Below are 20,777 nucleotides of genomic sequence, written 5' to 3'. Positions count from 1 at the left end.
TGGAACGGAGAAGTGTGGAAATGGATGGGGAAGAGCTTCTGAGACAGGACATCGTGCTATCAAAAGAAAAAATTGCAGGTGTTCAGAAATATTTACTAAAAAAATATCCGGAAGCGTCATCGAAAAAACGTGCTGCTCTTTTATCCCAGACGCTGCATCAGATGATTACCCGTTCTCTTCCTGACTTTAAAGAAGAAGAAGCGGTAAGGGTCAAGCTTTTTGAAAAGATGATTCAGGGAGGAAATATGCAACTGAGCAGATATGACCTCGCTGAAGCTGCTGTTCCTTATATTTCAAAAGCTCAGCTTGAAGCATGGTTACAGCATCACAATCTTGAAGAACAGGCTGCCGATTTATTTTACGCAGATGATCCTGAGATGGAAATAGAAGAAATAGAAGAAATAGAAGAAGAAATGACCGGAGAGAGAAAGCCGTTAAGGGTCAGACCCTACCTGCTGAGTACCGCACTGATTGCAGGGATATGCATCCTGTTTATTATGCTGTCTCCGGACACGGCGGTGGAGACAGAAAGTAGTCCGGCTGCTTCCCAATATCATCAGGTGGAACCAATCTATCAGGGACCTGTAAATGAGCTTCCTGAAGAGTTACAGTTTACGATGATTGATCAGGAAGGTTTAAAATCCTGGCTTCAGCAAAGAGATTCAATGCTCGCAGAAGAACCTTACTTCTCTGCTATTTATCAGGCTGCCCATGACTTTAATATTCATCCATATCTGCTATTTGCGATCACCGGACAGGAACAGGGCTTTGTATCTGTCAATCATCCTGAAGCAGAGGAAATTGCCAATAATCCATTTAACGTATTTCACAGCTGGAAAGACTTTAACACATCCATTGAGGAGTCCTCAGAAATTGCTGCAAGAACAGTGGTGAATCTGAGTAAGGAGAGGCCGGACGGAGCAAACCCGATCCAGTGGATTAATAGAAAATATGCTGAAGATCCGAACTGGTGGAAGGGTGTTACCTCTATTTTCGAAAAGATGATAAAAGATACAAAAAGTAATACTAATTTATCTAATTGAATAGTAAAATAGTATTACATATATAAGATGACAAATATAAGAGGAGTGTGTAGAGCATGGCGGTGGATATCCAAAAAAGAAATCACGTACAGGTAACAGGGAATGGCGAGCAGACAATCATGTTTGCCCATGGTTTTGGGAGCAGTCAGCAGGCCTGGAAGCAGGTAGTGCAGGCATTTGAAGAAGATTATAAGGTTGTCCTGTTTGACTATGTGGGATCGGGAAATTCTGCTAAGCACGCCTACTCCTCTGACCGCTATCAATCACTGGAAGGATATGCTGAAGATGTGATTGAAGTGTGTGATGATTTGAATCTGAAAAATATCATTTTTGTCGGACACTCTGTCAGTGGAATGATCGGAACAATTGCTGCAGGTAAAAGGCCGGAGCTGTTCAGACAAATCATGATGATCGCAGCTTCTCCCAGATATTTAAACGATGAAGGCTATCATGGAGGATTTGATGAAGAAAGTATAAGCGGCATGCTTGATATGATGGAAAAAAACTTTAATGAGTGGGCGAGGTATCTGGCACCAGTTGCCTCTAAAAATGAAGACCGTCCTGAACTTGCCGAAAACTTTGAGCAGCAGCTTTTATCAAATGATCAGCTAATCGCAAGGGAATTTGCAAAGGCGACATTTTTAGTTGATATGAGAGCGGATTTAAAACATGTGGAGACACCCATTGTCATTATGCAGCCAAGTGATGACACGATTGTTCCGCATGAAGCGGCACTTTATCTTGTAAAAGAATTTCCGGATAGTGAATTTGTGGTGCTTAAAGCAACAGGCCATAACCCGCATATCAGTCATCCGGAAGAAGTCACAAAATACATTAGAAAATATATAGCAGTTGAAGCGCTTTAGTGCAGGAGGGATGAGCATGGATACGCAGCTTTACTATGCCCCATGCGGATTTATCATAACAGAGCCGGATGGCAGAATTATTGAAGCAAATGAGATGATCAGTAAGATCCTGGGAGAAAAGAGCAGTGAATTGAAGCAGCGGCATATTACATCGCTGTTAACAGTACCTTCAAAATTGTATTTTCAAACCTATTTTTCTCCTGTTATATCTTTATATAAAAAAGTGGAGGAGATGTATCTGACACTTGAGACATCAGAGGGTCCTGTACCGGTACTGATGAATGCCCAGGAGCGGGACGAGCAGTTTGAGTATGTTTTCGTGAAAATGAAAACACGGGATGATTTTGAAAATGGCTTAATTACAGCGAAGCGTCAGGTGGAAAAAATTCTTGAAGACACAGATTATGCCAATGGGGAGTTACAAAAACTTCTCGCAGAACTTGAATCCAAGAGAGAAGAAATTACAGAAGCGAATTCGAGGCTTGAGAACCTGGCCATGATCGATCCGTTAACAAGTGTGAGAAACAGGCGCTATTATGAAGAAGTGCTGACGCAATTTTTGAAAAGAATGGAAGAAGAAAGCTTTGTCTTTTCATATCTGATTCTGGATATTGATCATTTTAAAAAGGTGAACGATGAATTTGGACACCCTGTAGGCGATCAGGTGCTTCAGGATCTGGCATGGAAGCTTGAAAGAGAGATTAGAAAAGACGATGTACTGATCCGCTTTGGAGGAGAAGAATTTGTCATTTTAATGTCAGGTATACAGGATAAGCTGGCAGTGAAAATTGCAGACAGGATCCGTGAAAACATTGAAATCAGTGAATGGCCACACAGTCCAATTACGATTTCGATCGGTGTATCAGGCGTTCAGAAGATGGATACGAAAGACTCAATTTTCAAACGCGCTGATGAGGCTTTATATTATTCCAAGAAGAATGGGCGCAACCAGGTAACATTACGGTAAAAAACAGGGGACGAACCCCTGTTTTTTCATTTGGCGCTTCGATGTATAATAGAAGAAAAGGTTAGATGGAGGTTTGTATGACATCAATCTACTGGGCAGAATTTAAATATAAGCAGGACTGTTATCAGCTTGCTGCTGTTGATGGGAAAGTGTGTTATATCGGTGGTCCGGAAGAGGGCTATGAGGCGCTTGAGAAATGGGCGGCTAGATATGTTCCAGGGGCAGTCATGATTGAAAGTCCTGAACAGATGCAGCCATTTATTAATGAATTTGAAGATTACTTTAGCGGACAAAAGAGAATATTTGATATGCCGATTGAGCCTAAAGGAACTGATTTTCAACAGGAGGTCTGGCAGGCATTGCTGGAGATTCCATATGGGGAAACACGTACCTACGCGGATATCGCAGCGCGTGTCGGCAGGCCAAAAGCGTTCCGTGCAGTTGGAACAGCGATCGGGGCAAATCCTCTGCTTGTTGTTGTGCCATGTCACAGAGTCATTGCAAAAGACGGTGGCCTGGGCGGGTTCAGTGCAGGCCTGGATGTGAAAAGAGCATTGCATGCGGTTGAGGGAATCAGTCTCAGGGCATAATAAAAAAGCTGGCAGCCGCCAGCTTTTTTATTTTTCACTTTGTTAAAGTTAAATGTTGTTTTAGCACAGCGGATGATTGTAGCGGAAAGCGTCCCCTGCAACGTAAATCAACAGCCAAATTCGACAAAGCTTTATTTTTTGTTAGCAGCCTTTAAAATAACACTTAAAAGGAATACAAAAATTACTGCACCAAGCAGAGCCGGGAAAATTGCGATTCCTGCAAGAGTCGGGCCGAAACTGCCGAGGAGTTCCCCACCAATCCATGAACCGATAATTCCTGCAACGATATTTCCGATACAGCCCATAGGAACATCCTTACCAAGAATCAGTCCCGCGAGCCAGCCGATTAATCCACCTACAATTAAGTATAAAATAAATCCCATCGTGACTCTCCTTTCTTTACTTATATAATTCTATGCATACCCTGAATAAGTAAGAATATGTATAGGGAAAGTGAGAACCTGCGAAAATGCTCTGAATATACTTTCCAAAATCGCATGTGTTAGGATAGATGAAATAAGAACTTTAAAAGAGGAGTATTGGGATGAAAGAATTAACTGAAGATCAGTTTTATCTGGCTGCGCCTCTTTTAACAGAGGATGGCTCTATTGAAGTCAGGGCTGTGATTGATGGAATTAATAAAGGCAGAGTTTTTGTAGATCAGGTAACAGAACCCGCTTCTGCAGTTGTATGGCTTGGCAATATGGACGGTATATTCGTACTCGGTGAAGAACGCAATCCGCTGTTTACGACAAAGCTCAGAGAGTGTATTGATCTGGTGATTGGACCTGCTTCTATTGCATCAGGTGTGCATGAGGCTGAAGTGCTGTCTTATCACCCTAACTGGGATTTAGTGCTTGATGATGTATTTGGCGACCGGACGAATGAAAAGTGGGAACAATTCATCTATCATTATCCTTCAAAAGAAAGCCAAAACCATGATTGTCCCGAAGGATACAGAGTCGTACCGATTGAAAAAGCACTTGCTCAGGCAAGCAGTTTCAGCAGATCCTTAATACACGAGAAGATTCATACTTTCTGGTCTTCGCCCGAAGATTTCTATGAGAATGGGATCGGGCTTTGCGTGATGAAGGATCAGGAAGTAGCAACGATCTGTATGACCGGTTTCAGAGCAGGAAGTGTTCATGCGATTGATATCGAGACATATAAAGCTTTCAAAAAAAGAGGTCTTGGTACAGTAGCTGCTAAAGCTTTTGTGAAAGAATGCATTGCTGAAGGCGGGGCCCCTTACTGGGACTGTGCCGCTGATAACGTGGCAGCAGTTAGAACAGCTGAGAAAGCAGGATTTTTACTGCAGGGAATCTATAGAGGAATTGCGTTTGAGTTCGATACGAAAAGAGTGTTTCAAGTGAATACGAGGCAACAATAGAAACAGGCTGAGACTATTCTCAGCCTGTTTTCTGTATAAGCGGGCATTGAACAGGTGACGGGCCACCGCGTTCAATACTATTGTTATCTAAACCAAGGCTGATAGTAGTAAGGATAATTTCCATAGTAACCATACTGAGGGAAGAGAGTGCTTGCAAGAAGTCCACCGGCTAACCCTCCAAGGAAAGGCACTCCCCAGTAAGGACGTGGCCGGTTATAATAATTCGGTCTTCCATACGGACGTGGTCTGTATACATTTCTTTCCTCATAGGCCATACGTTCAAATTCAGCAGGGTGAATAAAATGCGGGTTCATGATCTTCCTCCTTGTAATGAATTCTCTATATCATACGCGGAGGAATATAGAAGGAATAGGTGCGTATCACGTAACCCTCAAATAAAAAAACCGTGCAGGTGCACGGTTCTTGGTCATGAAGCAAGATATATGATGCTGAAACCAATAACGGACGTTACGAGAAAACTGAGATTACCGAGCCACAGCATACTCTTTGAAGCGCCGGCTTTCTGTATATGTGCTTTTACATAATCTGTGATGACCCAAAAGAAAAATAGAAACGATACCGCAAATATTCTCGGTTTAGGTGTTTCATTTAATATCAGATAGTAGCCAAGGACGCCAGCAAGCACAAGTCCGACATTGATCATAATAAAATGTTTTGTATTTTTCATGGCGCTTATCCTTTCCTCTGACTGTCATTCGAAATGAATAACTGAACTATTATTATACGCCTGTTTGTAAGAAGCGACAAGGTGCTTAGGTAATGAAAGAACTGTTTTGGAAGTATTCTGCTGAATTGTTCACGATTTAAAAGAGTGGCTGTTTAATAGGCTTATTTAAAGTTGGCTGGTGATTTCCGCTGCAGCTTAAATCATCAGCTGTATTAAAACAGTCCTGAACTTTATTACATCTGTTTAATTAGAGATTAGTATGCTAACATTTTACAAAAAGCACTTAATGGAAAGGGATGGAAAGATGAGTAGGAACTGTGTGCCTGACGCTTGTTCAAGTTTTTTAAATGAGCTGGTCGATGTGGCAGTTAAAGAACTCGGAGATTCACTTGAATCAATTTATTTGTATGGTTCGGCTGCTGATGGCGGGTTTGATCCGGCAAGAAGTGATCTTGATCTGATTATTTTTCTGAATAAAGATCTATCAGCTGAGAAGCTGGCAAAGTGGTTAGATCCGCTGCTTGAAACAGAGTGGGGAAAGAAAGTGGATGGAATGTTCCTGCAGAAGAAGGATGCAGGGAAAGGAAATCATGAAATAAAACCCTATCCATATCTGATTGAAGGTAGTCTTCATACAGGTCACTGGAATATCAATGCAATTACATGGTGGAGCCTTGATCATAAAGGTATTTTGTTATACGGAAAACCAGTAGAGACTGGTGTTACGTGGTCTCAGGTTGAACAGACGCTTATATATAATCTCGAAGTATACTGGCCTGGGCGGGCAAAGAGGCTGCATACATTTTTAAAGGATGAGGAAGTGGCTGATGCAGTAGCTACACTGTGCAGAATTCAGTTCTCATGGGAAAAGAAGAAGATCATTTCTAAGCTAGAAGCAGTCAGGTGGGCAGGGAATCATGAAAATGTGAAGGATATCAGGCAGCTGCGTGAGGCTGAGAGATTACTGAATGGAAAAGGATCCACTTATTTCAGTCGCCTTTACCGGGCGATTGCATGCCGGAAGTTTGTGCTTGAAATCATAGATCAAATGCAGGGAAAACCGCTTGAAGCCAGGCCTCGTTATATAACGAAATAATCTCAATCTTGTTAATTTGTAAAAACTGAATCTCTTGTATAGGTATGTTCACGCAAGAGGTGTATAATAGTCCTCATGTTTCGATTATCGAATAAATGAGAGGGCTTGGTTCATCATGAATACACTTTCCGGTTCAAAGCGGACCCGTCTTGCCCTGATGCTTGGTGCACTCGGTGCGATGGGTCCTTTAACGATTGATATGTATCTGCCTGCATTCCCAACGATTGCTGCAGATTTAATGACGAGCGCTTCTTCTGTGCAGCTCAGCCTGACAGCCTGTCTCCTTGGCCTTGGTCTTGGACAGCTGATCAATGGTCCATTAAGTGATGTACACGGAAGAAAAAAACCGCTTGTTATTGCATTGATGGCGTATGCCATTGCTTCACTTGCGATTGCTTTTTCGCCAAATATTTACGTGCTTGTCGCACTGCGCTTTCTACAGGGGTTTTCAGCTTCAGCAGGAATCGTAATTTCACGCGCGATTGTCAGGGATGCTTATAGTGGGAGGGAACTGACGAAATTCTTTGCGTTGCTCATGCTGATTAGTAACCTGGCACCGATTTTAGCGCCGATTGTCGGTAGTACGGTATTGATCTTTACTGACTGGAACGGCATTTTTATTGTGTTGAGTGTAGTGGGATTACTACTGTTCACATTGATTACATTACGTCTTGAGGAAACACTGCCTGAGACGTCAAGGGTGCCAAGTAATATTGGGACAACTGTTAAGAACTTTCAGTCGCTGATCACAAATCAGCAGTTTCTCGGCTACTCTCTGGCACAGGGCTTTATGATCGCAGGGGTATTTGCCTATGTATCCGGGACACCATTTGTCTATCAGAATATTTACGGATTTTCAGAGCAGGAATTCAGTTATCTGTTCGGGATTAATGGGATCGGGCTGATCATCGGGACTCAATCCGTCGGACGCCTGTCACACAGGATTTCAGAAAGACAGTTTTTACTCTATGGATTATCGCAGGCGGTCACTGCAGGTGCCGTTTTAACGATTACCGTTCTTATTAACGGCCCGTTTTTCTTTGTAGCACTGCCGTTATTTTTCTTTGTCATGTCTATCGGAATGGTCGCAACAGCGTCCTTTTCACTGGCTATGCAGACGCAGGGTCATATCGCAGGAAGCGCATCTGCTTTCCTTGGGATGCTGCCGCTTGTACTTGGTTCACTGACTGCGCCACTTGTTGGAATTGCCGGCGAATACTCTGCCGTACCAATGGGATTAATCATTTTAAGTGCCAGTCTGCTGGCGCTTACAGCCTATTTCGGACTTGCCCGCCGCGCTGAGAAGAAAGCGGATGAGCTGTTCAGGGATCAGTCATAAGAAAAAAGCAGCCTCTATGCAGGCTGCTTTTTTCTTTCTCGATTTTTTACTGTAGCAAATGTAATCATTGCCACTAAAAATAAAATCGTATTTGTCATTAAAATAATCCCTGTATATGCGCTATCAAAAATAGAGTGATTGATAATAAACGAGAAGTGCATCAGGGTGATGACAATGATCAGAAGATTAATTGGTTTCATGATGTAATTTCCTCTCTGTTATTCATATTTTAAGTGTAGCATTCATCCAGTTGTATTTGTCACAAAGTTGGGAAAGATTTAAATAGACGTCTTTCTGAATGTTTACTCATACCCGCTAAGTGAAATATTGGTAATACAAGGAGTGAGAGTTATGAAAAAGTCAGCTCTATTATTAATAGATATGATGAATCATATGGAGTTTGAAGGCGGTGATGACCTTCTGAAAAATACCATTCCGATGGTGGACCGTTTGAAAAAACTGAAGGATCGTGCCAAACGTGAGGGACTGCCTGTTATCTATGTAAATGATAATTTTGACCACTGGCAGGATAACACGGATGCAGTGATAGAAGAGTGTATGAATTCGAAAGGAAAGCCTGTGGTAGAGAAGATTGTGCCTGAAGATGATGATTACTTCATCATCAAGCCAAAGCATTCAGGATTTTACGGCACCCAGCTTGATATTCTGTTGAAGCAATTAGACGTGGAGCGCGTCATCATTGCAGGCGTTGCAACAGATATTTGTGTACTCTTCACAGCAAATGATGCCCATATGCGTGAATACGACATCTGTGTGCCCGAAGACTGCTCAGCAGCTGAATCACAGGAAGCACACGACAGTGCAATGCGCATTATCAAACAGTCATTAAACGCGGATATTCAGTCAGGTGAAAAACTGGCATTAGGAGAGTGAATTCATATGAAAAACGAGTCAGAAACACCTAAAGAAAAGAGAGAGCAGCTCCAGCGGGAGGAATTAAATCCGAAAACCAATACCATGAAAACAACAGTTGAGGAACCTTCAGAGACACCCGGCAGGACTGGAATTGGATGGAAGGGATACATGGTGATGCTCGCTGTAGTCATAGTGGCAGCTGTTATATATTTGTTAGTATTAACCTGAAAGATCCGCTTAACGTTGTGCTAAGCGGATCTTTTTACCAATGTAATATTCCACTCAGATCTTCATACACTGCATCAGGCTCTAAATGTAATTCTTCAGTTGGCAGACCGTTTCTGTTAATCCAGGCAGTATTAAACCCAAAGCTCTTCGCCCCGGAAATATCCCATCCGTTAGATGACATAAACAATACCTCTTCACGCTTCACACCGGCCTTTTCAAGGGCATAGGCATAAGCGGCAGGAGACGGTTTGTACTGTTTGATTTCATCAGCACTGATTGTTTTGGTGAATAATGAATTCAGTCCGGAAAACTCCATAAGGGGGTGAATCATATTTTCAGAGCCATTGGAAAATACGATCAATTCCTTTCCCTCCAATTGCTTTAAGACTTCTTCAACCTCATCATAATGCTTCAGCTGACGATAACGTTCAAGCATATGATCAAGCATACTTTCATCAGCAGACTGTCCGCTTTCATTTATAGCATATAGAAGTGAATCCTTCGTCACCTGATCAAATGGTTTGTAGCGTCCCATGACCTGTCTCAGAAAAAAGTATTCCACCTGCTTCCTGCGCCAGGTCTGACTGATGGCTTCCCCTTTTTCCGGGAAAAGTATCTCTAATTCCTCCATAACAGAATGAACATCAAATAATGTTCCATACGCATCAAATATGTAGGCTCTAATTGTCATAAATTTCTCAACTCCTTCTCCATTATTTTCCCGAAAAGATGTTAAAATAACCAAAAAGTCCTGTAACTTTTGAAGAATTTAGCCGTCTGTTCATATAAGAAAACATTTCAGGGAGAACGTACATCATGAGAAAACCGGTTATCATCGCATTTATTTTATTTTTTGGTCTTGCAGGGATTATTTTTGCATCTAATCAATTTGAAAAAAGCCGTGTTGCGACTGTTCAGTTTTGGGACCAGGAGATGCAGGTGTATGAAGATATTTCCATCGTATTAAATGATGAAGAACAAAAAGAGTTAAGAACTGTATTAAACCAATCAGATTATAAAGCGCGTCAATCAGAAATGGCAGTAATTGCTGATGTAAAGCTGACAATTACATACGACCATAACCGGCAGGAAACGATCTATCTGTGGAAAGAAAGCGGGCAGTATTCACGTTTTACAAGTTCTGAAAAAGAGGGAACGTTCATTTTGAAAAATTCTGAGGCGAAAAGAACAATTGAGGAAATTCTATCACGCAAGGAGTGGTAAGAGTGACGATCTATCAAAAAGGAATGACAGCCATTGCACTGACTGTCTTGTCCGGCTTATTCGCATTAAAAGGATTTGACTTACTTCAGACACTCGAAAATAGAGATGGGGCAGGCACAGGCGTATATTTTCTTATATTTGAAATAAATGATCAGGTACAATGGCAGCACGTACCGGACTATGCCTACAGTTTTTTTGTCATCAGCCTGATTACCTTTGTATCAGCAGGGCTCATGCTTAAAGGAATACAACCGAAAAAAATTACTGTGCAATAAAAAATCCTGAATCATTCCGATTCAGGATTTTCTTCTTTATGTCTGCGGTGCCAGAAGTTCATGGCAATTGCTGAAAACAAATCCCCTAATATGGAAAATAGTGCAGCCACTAAAAAACCTCCATTAATTCAGATTGTACTTTCTTCATCGTCATCAGACTGCTTTTCTGCATACTGCCAGAGAAAATAAATGATCCATGCTGCAATGACTGGTGACATCGCAAGCAGACTTCTGCTTTCAGGCAATATGTAGAGCAGTACAATGCTCAGAATAAACGTCGGGAGTACGAGCATCAGATATTTCACTCTGGGATCCATCGTCATGTTCCTCCTCTTGTGTGAAATTATTATAACATTTTGACAATGGAATTGCGAATGAAAGCGGTTTCTTTTTTGTGGTGGTCGTGCGGGGGGCGGAGGAAGCAGGGAGCGAGTTCGGCGTTTGAGAGTGGATGTTCGGAGAAAAACAACTCATGTTCGGCGTTTGAAAGCGCATGTTCGAAGAAAAACAGTTCATGTTCGACGTTCAGCATGTGATGTTCACAGAATAGTGTAATTTGACCTATCTGATTTCACGTTTATCCAAAAGTTAAATTCCTTTTTTAAACAGTTAGTGGTTAAATAGAATTATAACACCGTAAAGGGGTGTTCGTTGTGGTCCTGCGTCAAACCCGATTTTCAAAACCTGCATGTATCCTTTTATTTTTGTTATTGCTCACGAACGTTCTTCTTTATCAGCCTGCTGTGCAACGGAGTCTGTCAATTTCACTTGACCCGGGTGTCATAGCCGGATCAATGCTGGACCTGCTGATTGTGATGCCGCTTCTTGTCCTGGCAGCATTCAGGTTAAAGAAAAGATATATGGTGGCTGTATTGTTTTTTGGCATCTTGCTTGTGAATTTGCTTGTTCCTTCTGCTTATCATGCTATGGTGCGTCCAGTTTTTTATACGGGGCTCGCTGTTGAAGGCCTGCTGTTTATTGCTGAACTCAGTCTTCTTGGGCTTGCAATATGGAAGATACCAAAGATCAGAAGACATATACGTGAGTCAGAATCACCTTTATTATTTTCAGCAGTCCCGGCAGTAACAAAGAATATAAATCATGCACTCATTTTACGTATTTTCACTCATGAATTTCTGATGTTTTACTATGCGATCACAGGTTTTTGGAAAAAGCCGATCGAGCATGCAGGTACTGTCACGATGCATAAAAAGACCAGTGTGATAGCGATCCAGCTCATGCTGATCCACGCAATCGTTCTTGAGACGATAGGACTTCACTGGTGGCTGCACGGGAAGTGGCCTGTCATTTCAATCATCTTACTTATACTGAATATCTATTCTATCCTGCTGTTTCTCGCAGAACTGCAAATTGCCCGTTTAATCCCGCTTGAAATTAAAAACGGTAAACTCTATGTGGCACAGGGAATCAGACAGCAGATGACTGTTGAGTTATCAAACATTGAGCGCGTCGAATGGTCAGATGAAATTTATCCTGACACAACGCTGTTTGCTTATCAGGACTTTGAACAGCCCCTGCCGCAGTTAACGATCTACTTTAAAGAACCGGTTGAATTGACACTCTTTTATGGAAAAACGAAGCCTATAAACCATGCTTCATTCTGCGTGGATGAACCTGAAAAATTAAGACGTCTATTGGAGCAGGACAATGTTTGATTTAAAAAAATCTTCTCCCCGTCCATAGACGGAGGCCGCATAGCGTTCTGTACACTATGCTTTAAAGCTCTGTTAAAGGCGGCTGTTGATTTCCGCTGCAGGGGGAACGCTTTCCGCATGAGCCGTCTTTTTGGCTCCGGTTCAATCGGCCCTCCTCAACGCTTCGCGTCTGCGGGGTCTCACCTGTCACGCTTCTCCTGCCGGAGTCGTCCCCCTGCAGCGAGAATCACCAGCTGTGCTAAAACAATATTGGGCTTTAACATAGCCTATTTTATTAAAAACTGGAGGATCTTATGGAACAGTCAGTCGAACGATTATTTTCACATGAACTGCTTACAGAGGCAGCGTCACGTTTTGGAACGGATGCTGCTCAGGCTAAAAACCTGAATGGTTTCGAGAATTATGTCTATGAAGTATCTAAAAACGGAGTGCCGTATGTGCTCAGACTTACACACTCATCACATCGTACAAAAACTGAAGTGGAGAGCGAGCTGCTATGGATCAATGATCTGCACAGTCGGGGAATCAATGTATCACTGGTGAACGAATCTGTTGATGGTGATCTCGTTGTTGAGATTCCGGCGGAGGATACGTACTTTTATGCATGCCTTTTTAACAAAGCGCCTGGCTCACTCATTAAAATGGATGATCCGGCATTCGATGTCCCGCTTTTTGAAAAGTGGGGAGAGATCACGGGGGAACTGCATACTGCAGCAAAGGATTTTGATACAGCCAGGATCGACCGGCCGCACTGGTATGAGGATGATCTGATTGAGCTTGCAAAATATTTATCTGAAGATGATCAGCACATCATCGAAGGCAACCGTGATCTGGTTGGGCGTATCAGGCAGCTGCCAACTGATCAGCAGGTGTATGGATTAATTCACTCTGACATTCATATGGGGAATTTCTTTGTTGACGAAGGGGAGCTTCACCTGTTTGATTTTGATGATACGATGTATTTTCACTACGTCAGTGATATCGCGATTCCGCTGTACTATACGATTTTGTGGAAACATAATCACCTTTCTCTTGAAGAACGGTCTGAGCAGGGGGAGAAGTTTCTGAAGGCTTTTCTGTCCGGGTATATGAGAAAAAGCAATATCGATCAGGAATGGATTGAGCGGCTGCCGCTGTTTTTGAAAATGAGAGATTACACGTTATATGGTGTGTTTCATAAACAGGTTGATCTTGAGCAGGCAAGCGAACGGGAACAGGCACTGGTCAGTAGTCTCCGTGAACGGCTGTTGAAGGAAGAGCCGATTGTGGAGATGGATTTTGCCCGCATATACGATGAAGTAAAAGGAGTCCGATAATGGGCTTCTTTTTTTATATTGTGTTTGAGTAATGTGTGACATATTTCTTACATAATGACAAGGATCGTTTACATTATGCAAATGATCCTTTACATTTACAATAAGTAGCAATAGAGGGGGTTGAATTCTGTGCTGACAAATAAAGTGAAAGAATGGAGGGCCAGGCATGGGATGACACAGCAGGAGCTTGCAGATCGGATGGGGATTACCCGTCAGACGATCGGACTGATTGAAAAAGGAGATTACGCTCCTTCTGTGTTACTTGCGCTGAAAATGGCTGATGTTTTTGGAATTAAGGTAGAAGATCTTTTTGGAGTAAAGGAGGACTGACATGTTAAAGAAAATATTTCATTCACCTGTTTTTAATATCGTACTTGTCATTGGACTGGGACTAATTATGCTGAGTGAGAAATACAGCAGTGTGATGCCTGCATGGTACAAAATCGATTCAATGGTGCTGGGTATTCCAATTCTGATATTGCTTGGGAGTATACCAATCTATAACCGGATTAATCCGCAAAATAAAATCAAGCCTCAGATTATTCCTATGGAGTTAAGAGAAGAAGATGAAGGGATGCAGTGGCTGACGTTTAAGGCAACAAGAAGTGTTTACGTGTTTTTTGCACTCATCATTCCACCGGCAATTGCACTGACAGCTTATTTTAATCACGTTATTTATCTGCCGGTTCTGATATTAACTGCAATGGGCGTCATTCAATATGCCATTTACTGGGTGCATATGAGACGTCATATCTGACGAGGGGGACATGGGGATGGACCGTGATTTAATGATTTCTCTTATTATTTTTGCAGTATTACTTGAAGCCGCGTTAGTCGTATGGGTGGTTTTGCACAGGCAGGGAAAGTTGAGAGGGAATCCACTCATCACGCTATTCAAAAAAGAATGGCTGATCCTGTTCTATGCATTCTTTAAATGGAATAAACCAAAATATAGAGCGAATGAATTTACTTATCATAAACAGTCAGCTTACTTCTGGTTTTTTCTCGCACTTGTTCATGAACAGTTACTTGAAATGTTTATTTTTCACTACTATTTGAAAATTCTTTACCCTGAAACAGTCTGGATCATGACAGGTCTCCATATTTATTCGGTCTTTTATCTGATGGGAGATTATAATGTGTTACGGCACAGGCCGGTAACAGTGAAAAATGGAAACGTACATATGCGAATCGGTCTGAGAAGGGAACTGTCTTTTGGTGTACATCAGGTTGCTTCCTTTGAGCCCACTGGAATTCAATATAATAAACAGGGTGGCATCATTCACCCATCTAATGTGTTTCACGCTACTGCTTTTCCAAGGGTTCTGACAAGGGTTTTTGGAGCGGGAGATGACCCATCATATGCGGTGAAGTTTAAAACGCCGTTGGTCGCGACAGGCTATTTTGGCAGGAAGTTTGAGGTGTCAGAGGCCTGGCTATATCTTGATGAACCTGAACGGTTTATTGAGACAGTTCAAAGAGAGCAGGTATTGCCAGTTCAGCATGAAAGTGCTGTGAAAAAGACTCCGATTGTAAATTGGAAGCTGTATTGGATTTTGATGTTGATCAATATAGCAGGGGCGCTTGCCATTATTCCGTATGCGATGGAAAGAGAAGGTCTGCATACACAACTTGGACTATCACCTGTTGCGTTTGGAGCATTCTATTTATTTCAGGTAGTGATTGAGACGGGTGTTTTAGTATTTTTGGCACTGTTGATACTTAAAAAGCTTGCGTTGTATGACCCTGCATTTAAAAAACTCACTGAAGTCCCTGTGATTTGTAAAGGTTGGTGGCTAAATGCTGCTAAAACGATCGGAGGGGGTCTGGTAGTCGGTTCTCTGATTCTTGCAGTCAGCCTGGTCATTTCAAAGCCGCTCGGGATTGATAATTCAACGATTCAGGAGCCTGTCTGGTGGCTGAGTATATTGGGTGCGGGCGGTGCTGCTATTAACGAAGAATCGATTTTCAGAATGTTTTTAGTCAGCCTGATCATGATTTTGCTGGTTAAGATCGGCAAGCGTAAAGTGAGCAGATGGAAAAGTTCGTTTGCGATTGTATTTGCAGCACTCGTATTTGGAATTATGCACTACGGGGTAGCAATGGATCACTTTGAACTGACACCCGGTCTATTTTTTGGGATGGTGCTTATCAATGGTATTGGAGGACTCTTCTTCGGCTTTCTATTTCTGACACTGGGCATTGAATTTGCTATGATTGCCCATTTTTCAGCTAATATTGCGATTCATGTGGTAGCCCCATTTTTCATCTAGCTAGAATAATTCTCCTCAGGAAGGGTATGGTTACTAACAGAATATATACATATCCGACAGGAGGAGATTTGAGTGAATAGAGGCGTTTTAACGTCATTATCTGCTATTGGGATTGCCCAGGCATTAAAAATTGTGACACATAAAAAACTGACTGGGAAATGGGAGCTGAAACCGCTCGTCCAGACTGGCGGTATGCCGAGTTCACACTCAGCAGGCGTTGCATCTCTTGCAGCTTATGTAGCGGCAAACAGAGGGACACGCCATATTGAAACGGCACTTGCCATTGTATTTGGTTCAATCGTAATGTATGACGCTCAGGGTGTCCGCAGACATACAGGGGAAATCGCCCGTCTGGTAAACGACCTTGAGGATCATTTTGAAATTATTTCAGATGATTATCCGAGCCTGCAGTTTGAAAAACGTGATAAAGAATTAAAAGAACTGCTGGGGCACCAGCCGCTTGAAGTGCTTGCAGGAGGCATTTTCGGCATCATTTATGGTGTCGCTTCAGCAAAGCTTGAAGACCGTAAACTCGACAGAGAACAGCCGCAGCCGCTGATTGCCAGAGATTTTAAAAATGGTGAGTGAAACGGAATTGTAAGTCTTAGGAGGCTGAGATAATCTCAGCCTCTTAAATTTTGAATAAATTTCATTTCCCCCTTGCACTGAGAACGATTTTCAATTAATATCAGTTATGGGAAGACAAAAGGATGGATCAAATGAATGATAAGCAGTATTTCCTGAATGATTCACTGGGCTATAAGCTTTTCCATGCGTCAAGGCTGATGAACAGCCGGTTAAATCGTAATTTTAAAGAAAATGGTTTTAATCTTTCGTATGAACAGTGGCAAATTCTGAGCCGGTTGTATGAACGCGACGCTCAGACTCAAAATGACCTTGCTGTTCAAAATGAAAGAGATCAAGCCAGTGTATCGAGACTGATTGATAACCTGATCAAGCGCGGATATGTCAAAAGAGAAGTTGATCAGAAGGATCGCCGCGTGAATAAGATTTTGCTCACTGATGAAGCAAAGCGAATCAGACACGACCTCGAACACCTTGCGCAGAAAACCATCGCCCAGGCGTCAGAAGACCTGTCAGAAGAAGAATTGGCATTGACGTTAGACGCCCTCGATAAAATTAGAGGCAATCTTGAATAATCTTTTTTGCGTCAAACACTTGTTGTGACAAGTATATTTTTTAGCATATTAGTTGTTGGAACAAGTGTTTGACGGAGAGAAGAAGCTTCTCTTTTTTTTAGAATACAGTGAGAATAATTATCATTTTCGCTTAATAGAAAGTCGGGTTCCAAATATGAAAAAACGATATCTGGCCAGTGCACTCGTTCTTTTCGCTGTAGGATCTCTGTTTGTCGGTGTATCTTCTATTTCACCGATGGATCTGCTGGATTTATCAGAGGAACAGTTTCACGTTTTATGGAACAGCAGACTGCCGCGGTTAATGAGTATTTTGCTTGCGGGAGCGGGGATGAGTGTGTGCGGGCTGATCATGCAGCAGCTCTCACGAAATAAGTTTGTCTCGCCAACGACTGCGGGGACCATGGACTCTGCAAGGCTTGGCGTACTGGTATCACTGATGCTTTTCACAAGCGCTTCACCACTTGTGAAAATGAGTATTGCTTTTTTATTTGCTTTACTCGGAACGTTTATTTTTATGAAAATTTTAGACCGGATTAAATTCAAAGATGTAATCTTTGTACCCCTTGTCGGCCTGATGTTTGGAAACATTATCAGTTCCATCACAACCTTCTTTGCCTATGAGCGTGATCTCATTCAGAACATGTCCGCCTGGATGCAGGGCGATTTTTCCCTGATTGTGACCGGACGCTATGAACTGATGTTTTTAAGTATTCCATTCATGATCGCAGCATACATATTTGCCAACAAGTTCACGATCGCAGGAATGGGTGAGGATTTTGCAGTCAGTCTTGGTCTGAAGTATAGAACTGTTGTCAACACAGGGCTGATACTTGTCGCCTTTGTTGCATCTTCTGTTCTGCTGACTGTCGGTATGATTCCGTTTCTTGGACTGATTATTCCGAATATCGTCAGCATTTATCAGGGCGACAATCTGAAAAAGAATCTGCCTCATACAGCAATGCTGGGTGCACTCTTTGTTCTTGTATGTGACATTCTCGGACGGGTGATCATTTATCCATATGAACTGCCGATTAACTTAACAGTTGGCGTGCTTGGTAGTGGAATATTTGCGTGGCTGCTGATCAGGAGGCGATCACGTGAAGCATAAGGCAATATTAACTGTACTTGTCATTGGAGCTGTAGGGCTGATTGCGCTCTATATGACGATTGCTTCAGGCGGGAATTGGGATTACATTCTGCCGCGTCGCGGAATGAAAGTGCTTGCGATGGTGATTACAGCAAGTACAATCGGCATCTCAACGATTATCTTTCAGACGATGACGAATAACAGAATTCTTACCCCAAGCATTATGGGGATGGATTCACTTTATATGCTGCTTCAAACAGCACTGATCTTTATTGTTGGCTCAGGCAGTGCATTCATCATGAACCGCAATCTGAATTTTGTCGTGTCAGTTTTACTGATGATGGTTTTTGCAATGCTGCTGTACAAATTGTTATTCAGAAAAGAAGGTGCCAATCTCTTTTTCCTTCTGCTGCTCGGTTTAATATTCGGTACGTTTTTCTCAAGTATCTCAACTTTTATGCAGGTACTGATTGATCCGAATGAATTTCTGATGATACAGGACAGGATGTTTGCAAGCTTTAATAATGTCAGCTCGGATCTTGTATGGGTCGCACTCGGCTGTATCGCACTGACAATTCTTTGGATGTGGAAAGATCTGAAGTATCTTGATGTGCTGGCACTCGGCCGTGATCAGGCTGTCAACCTGGGTGTGGATTATGAACGGGTTGTCAGGAAGCTGTTTCTTGTGACTGCTGTTTTTGTTGCGATCTCAACTGCACTTGTCGGACCGATCCTTTTTCTCGGGCTGCTTGTAGCAAATGTCACCTATGAAGTCATGAAAACATACCGTCATTCCTATCTGATGGCAGCATCCGCTTTGATCGGAATCATCGCAGTGGTCGGTGGCCAGCTGCTTGTAGAAAGAGTGTTCAGCTTTACAACGACATTGAGCGTTATTGTTAACTTCATCGGTGGGGTGTACTTTTTATACTTACTATTAAGGGAGCGATCATAAATGGTTTCAGCCAGTAACGTGGTTAAATTTTTCGGTAAAAAGAAAGTCGTACAGGACGTATCGATTCAGGTTGAAAAAGGGAAAATCACTTCTTTGATCGGACCGAATGGTGCAGGGAAGAGTACATTACTGTCGATCGTCAGCAGACTGATCACATCCGATGAAGGAGAGGTCAGAATAGACGAGCTTGATGTAGCAAAATGCCGCGGCAGTGAGCTTGCGAAGAAAGTGTCTATTCTGAAACAGGCGAACCATATGACACTCAAGCTGACAGTCAGAGAACTCGTTTCATTCGGACGGTTTCCTTATTCACAGGGGAAGCTGACAGCTGAGGATGAACGCTATGTGGATGAAGCCATCGATTACATGCAGCTTACTGACCTGCAGCACACCTATCTGGATGAGCTGAGCGGCGGGCAAAAGCAGCGCGCATTTCTCGCCATGGTAATCGCTCAGGATACTGAATACATCCTGCTTGATGAACCGCTCAATAACCTTGATATGAAACATGCTGTTCAAATGATGAAGGTACTTCGCCGTCTCGTGGATGAGCTCGGAAAAACAGTAGTCATTGTGATTCATGACATCAACTTTGCGTCATGCTACTCAGACAATATCATCGCCATGAAAAATGGCCGCGTCATCCGTGAAGGTACTGTAAACGACATCATTAAACCATCAGTTTTAAAAGAAATCTATGATATGGATATCAACATTGAAGACGTAAATGAAAATAAAATCTGCGTGTACTACGCTTAAAAAAAGGATGGATCAGATATGAAGAAATTATTATTCCCGGTTATTGCAGGTGCGCTTGTACTTGGCGCATGCGGATCAGAAGAAAGTGCTGAAACAACGACCGGATCAGCCGCAGAAAAAGAAGAAATGACCATCACACACGAACTAGGTGAAACAACGCTCGAAAAGAATCCTCAATCAGTTGTCGTGTTTGATTTCGGTACGCTTGATACACTCGATGCACTTGGCATTGAAGCTGCAGGGGTCCCGCAAATGAATATTCCCTCTTACCTGTCTAAATACGAAGGGGATGATTATAAAAACGTCGGCGGATTAAAAGAGCCTGACTTTGAAGCGATTAATGCAATGGACCCTGATCTCATTATCATTTCAGGGCGCCAGGCAGATCTTTACGAAGAATTTGAGGCCATCGCTCCAACGATTCACATGGGTGTTGATACACAAAATTACATGGAATCATTTGAACAAAACGTAACAACGCTTGCTGAGCTTTTTGAGAAAGAAGAAGAAGCTGCTGAACAGCTTGAGACAATCAACGCTTCGATCGATGAATTAAATGAAGAAGTAACTTCTCAGGACTTAGAAGCACTGGTGACGCTTGCGAACGACGGTAAAATCAGTGCATACGGCGCAGGATCACGCTTCGGCATCATTCATGACGTATTCGGCTTCACACCGGCAGACGATACAATTGAAGTATCAACACATGGCCAAAGCATCTCTTATGAATATATTGTAGAAGAAGATCCACAATATATCTTTGTCGTAGACCGCGGCGCAGCAGTAGGGGGAGAATCTTCAGCAAAACAGGTGGTTGAAAATGAATTCATCGCAGGCACACAGGCGTATGAAAATGGCAACATCATCTACCTTGACCCGGACTACTGGTACCTCTCAGGCGGCGGACTGGTATCTGTTCAGGAAATGGTCAATGAAATTCATACAGGTATTCAATAAGCTTTACTGCTC

At 42.5% G+C, this 20,777-nt stretch carries 28 protein-coding genes; 22 read left to right on the top strand and 6 right to left on the bottom strand.

The annotated features are described in order from the left end of the window. Positions 1 to 20 precede the first annotated feature (20 nt). The 4 genes from KP77_RS17495 to KP77_RS04415 all read left to right on the top strand — a co-directional run bounded on the left by KP77_RS17495 (position 21) and on the right by KP77_RS04415 (position 3,466). On the top strand, positions 21 to 1,043 hold the full coding sequence (locus KP77_RS17495) for a glucosaminidase domain-containing protein (RefSeq protein WP_052473964.1): 1,023 nt from the start codon (positions 21 to 23) through the stop codon (positions 1,041 to 1,043). 56 nt (positions 1,044 to 1,099) lie between these two features. Then, positions 1,100 to 1,909 carry an alpha/beta fold hydrolase gene (locus tag KP77_RS04425; RefSeq protein WP_041121504.1) on the top strand — a complete coding sequence of 270 codons (810 nt, stop codon included), beginning with the start codon at positions 1,100 to 1,102 and terminating at the stop codon, positions 1,907 to 1,909. 16 nt (positions 1,910 to 1,925) lie between these two features. Further along, a complete protein-coding gene (locus KP77_RS04420) occupies positions 1,926 to 2,876 on the top strand; it encodes a sensor domain-containing diguanylate cyclase (RefSeq protein ID WP_041121503.1) in 951 nt (316 codons plus the stop codon). A 77-nt stretch (positions 2,877 to 2,953) separates the two neighbouring features. Then, a complete protein-coding gene (locus KP77_RS04415; RefSeq protein ID WP_052473963.1) occupies positions 2,954 to 3,466 on the top strand; it encodes a methylated-DNA--[protein]-cysteine S-methyltransferase in 513 nt (170 codons plus the stop codon). Positions 3,467 to 3,597: 131 nt separating this feature from the next. Here the strand turns inward: KP77_RS04415 and KP77_RS04410 are convergent, their stop codons facing one another. Continuing rightward, on the bottom strand, positions 3,598 to 3,849 hold the full coding sequence (locus KP77_RS04410; protein WP_041121501.1) for a GlsB/YeaQ/YmgE family stress response membrane protein: 252 nt from the start codon (positions 3,847 to 3,849) through the stop codon (positions 3,598 to 3,600). A 161-nt stretch (positions 3,850 to 4,010) separates the two neighbouring features. Here KP77_RS04410 and KP77_RS04405 point away from each other — a divergent pair, with 161 nt between their 5' ends. Then, positions 4,011 to 4,856 (top strand): GNAT family N-acetyltransferase, encoded by an 846-nt coding sequence (locus tag KP77_RS04405; RefSeq protein ID WP_052473962.1) that lies wholly within the window; start codon positions 4,011 to 4,013, stop codon positions 4,854 to 4,856. Between the two features lie 83 nt (positions 4,857 to 4,939). Here KP77_RS04405 and KP77_RS04400 read toward each other — a convergent pair whose 3' ends face one another. Both KP77_RS04400 and KP77_RS04395 read right to left on the bottom strand, forming a co-directional pair. Further along, positions 4,940 to 5,170, bottom strand: a complete 231-nt coding sequence (locus KP77_RS04400; RefSeq protein WP_200889047.1) for a hypothetical protein — start codon at positions 5,168 to 5,170, stop codon at positions 4,940 to 4,942. Positions 5,171 to 5,283: 113 nt separating this feature from the next. Then, positions 5,284 to 5,544: a hypothetical protein gene (locus KP77_RS04395; RefSeq protein ID WP_041121500.1), complete on the bottom strand. Its 261-nt coding sequence runs from the start codon at positions 5,542 to 5,544 to the stop codon at positions 5,284 to 5,286. A 304-nt stretch (positions 5,545 to 5,848) separates the two neighbouring features. On the opposite strand from KP77_RS04395, the gene KP77_RS04390 reads away from it, so the two are divergent. Both KP77_RS04390 and KP77_RS04385 read left to right on the top strand, forming a co-directional pair. Then, positions 5,849 to 6,640: a nucleotidyltransferase domain-containing protein gene (locus tag KP77_RS04390; RefSeq protein ID WP_160289500.1), complete on the top strand. Its 792-nt coding sequence runs from the start codon at positions 5,849 to 5,851 to the stop codon at positions 6,638 to 6,640. A 115-nt stretch (positions 6,641 to 6,755) separates the two neighbouring features. After that, complete coding sequence (locus KP77_RS04385) at positions 6,756 to 7,979, top strand: Bcr/CflA family multidrug efflux MFS transporter (protein ID WP_041121498.1); 1,224 nt, start codon at positions 6,756 to 6,758, stop codon at positions 7,977 to 7,979. A gap of 14 nt (positions 7,980 to 7,993) precedes the next feature. Here the strand turns inward: KP77_RS04385 and KP77_RS04380 are convergent, their stop codons facing one another. Beyond that, the gene (locus tag KP77_RS04380) at positions 7,994 to 8,179 is read right to left on the bottom strand and encodes a hypothetical protein (RefSeq protein WP_041121497.1); all 186 of its coding nucleotides are present in this window, start codon (positions 8,177 to 8,179) and stop codon (positions 7,994 to 7,996) included. Between the two features lie 151 nt (positions 8,180 to 8,330). Between KP77_RS04380 and KP77_RS04375 the strand changes: the two genes are divergently transcribed. Both KP77_RS04375 and KP77_RS04370 read left to right on the top strand, forming a co-directional pair. After that, the gene (locus KP77_RS04375) at positions 8,331 to 8,873 is read left to right on the top strand and encodes an isochorismatase family cysteine hydrolase (RefSeq protein ID WP_041121496.1); all 543 of its coding nucleotides are present in this window, start codon (positions 8,331 to 8,333) and stop codon (positions 8,871 to 8,873) included. 6 nt (positions 8,874 to 8,879) lie between these two features. Next, positions 8,880 to 9,083, top strand: coding sequence for a DUF6366 family protein (locus KP77_RS04370; RefSeq protein WP_041121495.1), 204 nt, complete (start codon positions 8,880 to 8,882; stop codon positions 9,081 to 9,083). Positions 9,084 to 9,117: 34 nt separating this feature from the next. On the opposite strand, the gene KP77_RS04365 is transcribed toward KP77_RS04370, so the two are convergent. Beyond that, entirely contained in the window at positions 9,118 to 9,774 is a 657-nt protein-coding gene (locus KP77_RS04365; protein WP_041121494.1) for a haloacid dehalogenase type II, read from the bottom strand. Between the two features lie 125 nt (positions 9,775 to 9,899). Between KP77_RS04365 and KP77_RS04360 the strand changes: the two genes are divergently transcribed. Both KP77_RS04360 and KP77_RS04355 read left to right on the top strand, forming a co-directional pair. Then, on the top strand, positions 9,900 to 10,307 hold the full coding sequence (locus KP77_RS04360; RefSeq protein ID WP_041121493.1) for a hypothetical protein: 408 nt from the start codon (positions 9,900 to 9,902) through the stop codon (positions 10,305 to 10,307). 2 nt (positions 10,308 to 10,309) lie between these two features. Then, entirely contained in the window at positions 10,310 to 10,582 is a 273-nt protein-coding gene (locus tag KP77_RS04355; protein ID WP_052473961.1) for a hypothetical protein, read from the top strand. Positions 10,583 to 10,710: 128 nt separating this feature from the next. Here the strand turns inward: KP77_RS04355 and KP77_RS04350 are convergent, their stop codons facing one another. Then, positions 10,711 to 10,899: a hypothetical protein gene (locus KP77_RS04350; protein ID WP_041121492.1), complete on the bottom strand. Its 189-nt coding sequence runs from the start codon at positions 10,897 to 10,899 to the stop codon at positions 10,711 to 10,713. 336 nt (positions 10,900 to 11,235) lie between these two features. Here KP77_RS04350 and KP77_RS04345 point away from each other — a divergent pair, with 336 nt between their 5' ends. The 11 genes from KP77_RS04345 to KP77_RS04295 all read left to right on the top strand — a co-directional run bounded on the left by KP77_RS04345 (position 11,236) and on the right by KP77_RS04295 (position 20,765). After that, positions 11,236 to 12,258 (top strand): hypothetical protein, encoded by a 1,023-nt coding sequence (locus KP77_RS04345; RefSeq protein WP_052473960.1) that lies wholly within the window; start codon positions 11,236 to 11,238, stop codon positions 12,256 to 12,258. Positions 12,259 to 12,551: 293 nt separating this feature from the next. Beyond that, on the top strand, positions 12,552 to 13,574 hold the full coding sequence (locus KP77_RS04340) for a phosphotransferase enzyme family protein (protein ID WP_041121491.1): 1,023 nt from the start codon (positions 12,552 to 12,554) through the stop codon (positions 13,572 to 13,574). Between the two features lie 129 nt (positions 13,575 to 13,703). Next, complete coding sequence (locus KP77_RS04335) at positions 13,704 to 13,904, top strand: helix-turn-helix transcriptional regulator (protein ID WP_041121490.1); 201 nt, start codon at positions 13,704 to 13,706, stop codon at positions 13,902 to 13,904. 1 nt (position 13,905) lies between these two features. Beyond that, entirely contained in the window at positions 13,906 to 14,331 is a 426-nt protein-coding gene (locus tag KP77_RS17490; RefSeq protein WP_052473959.1) for a hypothetical protein, read from the top strand. Between the two features lie 16 nt (positions 14,332 to 14,347). Then, positions 14,348 to 15,847: a CPBP family glutamic-type intramembrane protease gene (locus KP77_RS04325; protein WP_041121489.1), complete on the top strand. Its 1,500-nt coding sequence runs from the start codon at positions 14,348 to 14,350 to the stop codon at positions 15,845 to 15,847. Positions 15,848 to 15,919: 72 nt separating this feature from the next. After that, the gene (locus KP77_RS04320; RefSeq protein WP_052473958.1) at positions 15,920 to 16,435 is read left to right on the top strand and encodes a divergent PAP2 family protein; all 516 of its coding nucleotides are present in this window, start codon (positions 15,920 to 15,922) and stop codon (positions 16,433 to 16,435) included. 122 nt (positions 16,436 to 16,557) lie between these two features. Then, the gene (locus KP77_RS04315) at positions 16,558 to 17,007 is read left to right on the top strand and encodes a MarR family winged helix-turn-helix transcriptional regulator (RefSeq protein WP_235420665.1); all 450 of its coding nucleotides are present in this window, start codon (positions 16,558 to 16,560) and stop codon (positions 17,005 to 17,007) included. Positions 17,008 to 17,161: 154 nt separating this feature from the next. Beyond that, positions 17,162 to 18,115: an ABC transporter permease gene (locus tag KP77_RS04310; protein ID WP_041121488.1), complete on the top strand. Its 954-nt coding sequence runs from the start codon at positions 17,162 to 17,164 to the stop codon at positions 18,113 to 18,115. Continuing rightward, complete coding sequence (locus KP77_RS04305) at positions 18,105 to 19,049, top strand: iron chelate uptake ABC transporter family permease subunit (RefSeq protein ID WP_041121487.1); 945 nt, start codon at positions 18,105 to 18,107, stop codon at positions 19,047 to 19,049. The genes KP77_RS04310 and KP77_RS04305 overlap by 11 nt, the downstream gene beginning before the upstream one ends. Further along, the gene (locus KP77_RS04300) at positions 19,050 to 19,808 is read left to right on the top strand and encodes an iron ABC transporter ATP-binding protein (protein WP_041121486.1); all 759 of its coding nucleotides are present in this window, start codon (positions 19,050 to 19,052) and stop codon (positions 19,806 to 19,808) included. A gap of 18 nt (positions 19,809 to 19,826) precedes the next feature. Next, positions 19,827 to 20,765, top strand: coding sequence for a siderophore ABC transporter substrate-binding protein (locus tag KP77_RS04295; RefSeq protein ID WP_041121485.1), 939 nt, complete (start codon positions 19,827 to 19,829; stop codon positions 20,763 to 20,765). Positions 20,766 to 20,777 lie beyond the last annotated feature (12 nt).

The organism is Jeotgalibacillus alimentarius, from assembly GCF_000829445.1.
GTDB classification, from domain to species: Bacteria; Bacillota; Bacilli; order Bacillales; family Jeotgalibacillaceae; genus Jeotgalibacillus; species Jeotgalibacillus alimentarius.
Note: the sequence above shows the minus strand (reverse complement) of the source record. Positions and strands in the feature narration are given on the sequence as shown.

Excerpts from the sequence above, each read along its gene's own strand:
- KP77_RS04325 (WP_041121489.1), top strand. The coding sequence starts at position 14,348 with ATGGACCGTGATTTAATGATTTCTCTTATTATTTTTGCAGTATTACTT.
- KP77_RS04365 (WP_041121494.1), bottom strand. The coding sequence starts at position 9,774 with ATGACAATTAGAGCCTACATATTTGATGCGTATGGAACATTATTTGAT.
- KP77_RS04400 (WP_200889047.1), bottom strand. The coding sequence starts at position 5,170 with ATGAACCCGCATTTTATTCACCCTGCTGAATTTGAACGTATGGCCTAT.
- KP77_RS17495 (WP_052473964.1), top strand. The coding sequence starts at position 21 with ATGGATGGGGAAGAGCTTCTGAGACAGGACATCGTGCTATCAAAAGAA.
- KP77_RS04390 (WP_160289500.1), top strand. The coding sequence starts at position 5,849 with ATGAGTAGGAACTGTGTGCCTGACGCTTGTTCAAGTTTTTTAAATGAG.
- KP77_RS17490 (WP_052473959.1), top strand. The coding sequence starts at position 13,906 with ATGTTAAAGAAAATATTTCATTCACCTGTTTTTAATATCGTACTTGTC.
- KP77_RS04405 (WP_052473962.1), top strand. The coding sequence starts at position 4,011 with ATGAAAGAATTAACTGAAGATCAGTTTTATCTGGCTGCGCCTCTTTTA.
- KP77_RS04300 (WP_041121486.1), top strand. The coding sequence starts at position 19,050 with ATGGTTTCAGCCAGTAACGTGGTTAAATTTTTCGGTAAAAAGAAAGTC.
- KP77_RS04410 (WP_041121501.1), bottom strand. The coding sequence starts at position 3,849 with ATGGGATTTATTTTATACTTAATTGTAGGTGGATTAATCGGCTGGCTC.
- KP77_RS04340 (WP_041121491.1), top strand. The coding sequence starts at position 12,552 with ATGGAACAGTCAGTCGAACGATTATTTTCACATGAACTGCTTACAGAG.
- KP77_RS04310 (WP_041121488.1), top strand. The coding sequence starts at position 17,162 with ATGAAAAAACGATATCTGGCCAGTGCACTCGTTCTTTTCGCTGTAGGA.
- KP77_RS04415 (WP_052473963.1), top strand. The coding sequence starts at position 2,954 with ATGACATCAATCTACTGGGCAGAATTTAAATATAAGCAGGACTGTTAT.
- KP77_RS04395 (WP_041121500.1), bottom strand. The coding sequence starts at position 5,544 with ATGAAAAATACAAAACATTTTATTATGATCAATGTCGGACTTGTGCTT.
- KP77_RS04350 (WP_041121492.1), bottom strand. The coding sequence starts at position 10,899 with ATGGATCCCAGAGTGAAATATCTGATGCTCGTACTCCCGACGTTTATT.
- KP77_RS04425 (WP_041121504.1), top strand. The coding sequence starts at position 1,100 with ATGGCGGTGGATATCCAAAAAAGAAATCACGTACAGGTAACAGGGAAT.
- KP77_RS04380 (WP_041121497.1), bottom strand. The coding sequence starts at position 8,179 with ATGAAACCAATTAATCTTCTGATCATTGTCATCACCCTGATGCACTTC.
- KP77_RS04360 (WP_041121493.1), top strand. The coding sequence starts at position 9,900 with ATGAGAAAACCGGTTATCATCGCATTTATTTTATTTTTTGGTCTTGCA.
- KP77_RS04295 (WP_041121485.1), top strand. The coding sequence starts at position 19,827 with ATGAAGAAATTATTATTCCCGGTTATTGCAGGTGCGCTTGTACTTGGC.
- KP77_RS04385 (WP_041121498.1), top strand. The coding sequence starts at position 6,756 with ATGAATACACTTTCCGGTTCAAAGCGGACCCGTCTTGCCCTGATGCTT.
- KP77_RS04420 (WP_041121503.1), top strand. The coding sequence starts at position 1,926 with ATGGATACGCAGCTTTACTATGCCCCATGCGGATTTATCATAACAGAG.
- KP77_RS04370 (WP_041121495.1), top strand. The coding sequence starts at position 8,880 with ATGAAAAACGAGTCAGAAACACCTAAAGAAAAGAGAGAGCAGCTCCAG.
- KP77_RS04315 (WP_235420665.1), top strand. The coding sequence starts at position 16,558 with ATGGATCAAATGAATGATAAGCAGTATTTCCTGAATGATTCACTGGGC.
- KP77_RS04375 (WP_041121496.1), top strand. The coding sequence starts at position 8,331 with ATGAAAAAGTCAGCTCTATTATTAATAGATATGATGAATCATATGGAG.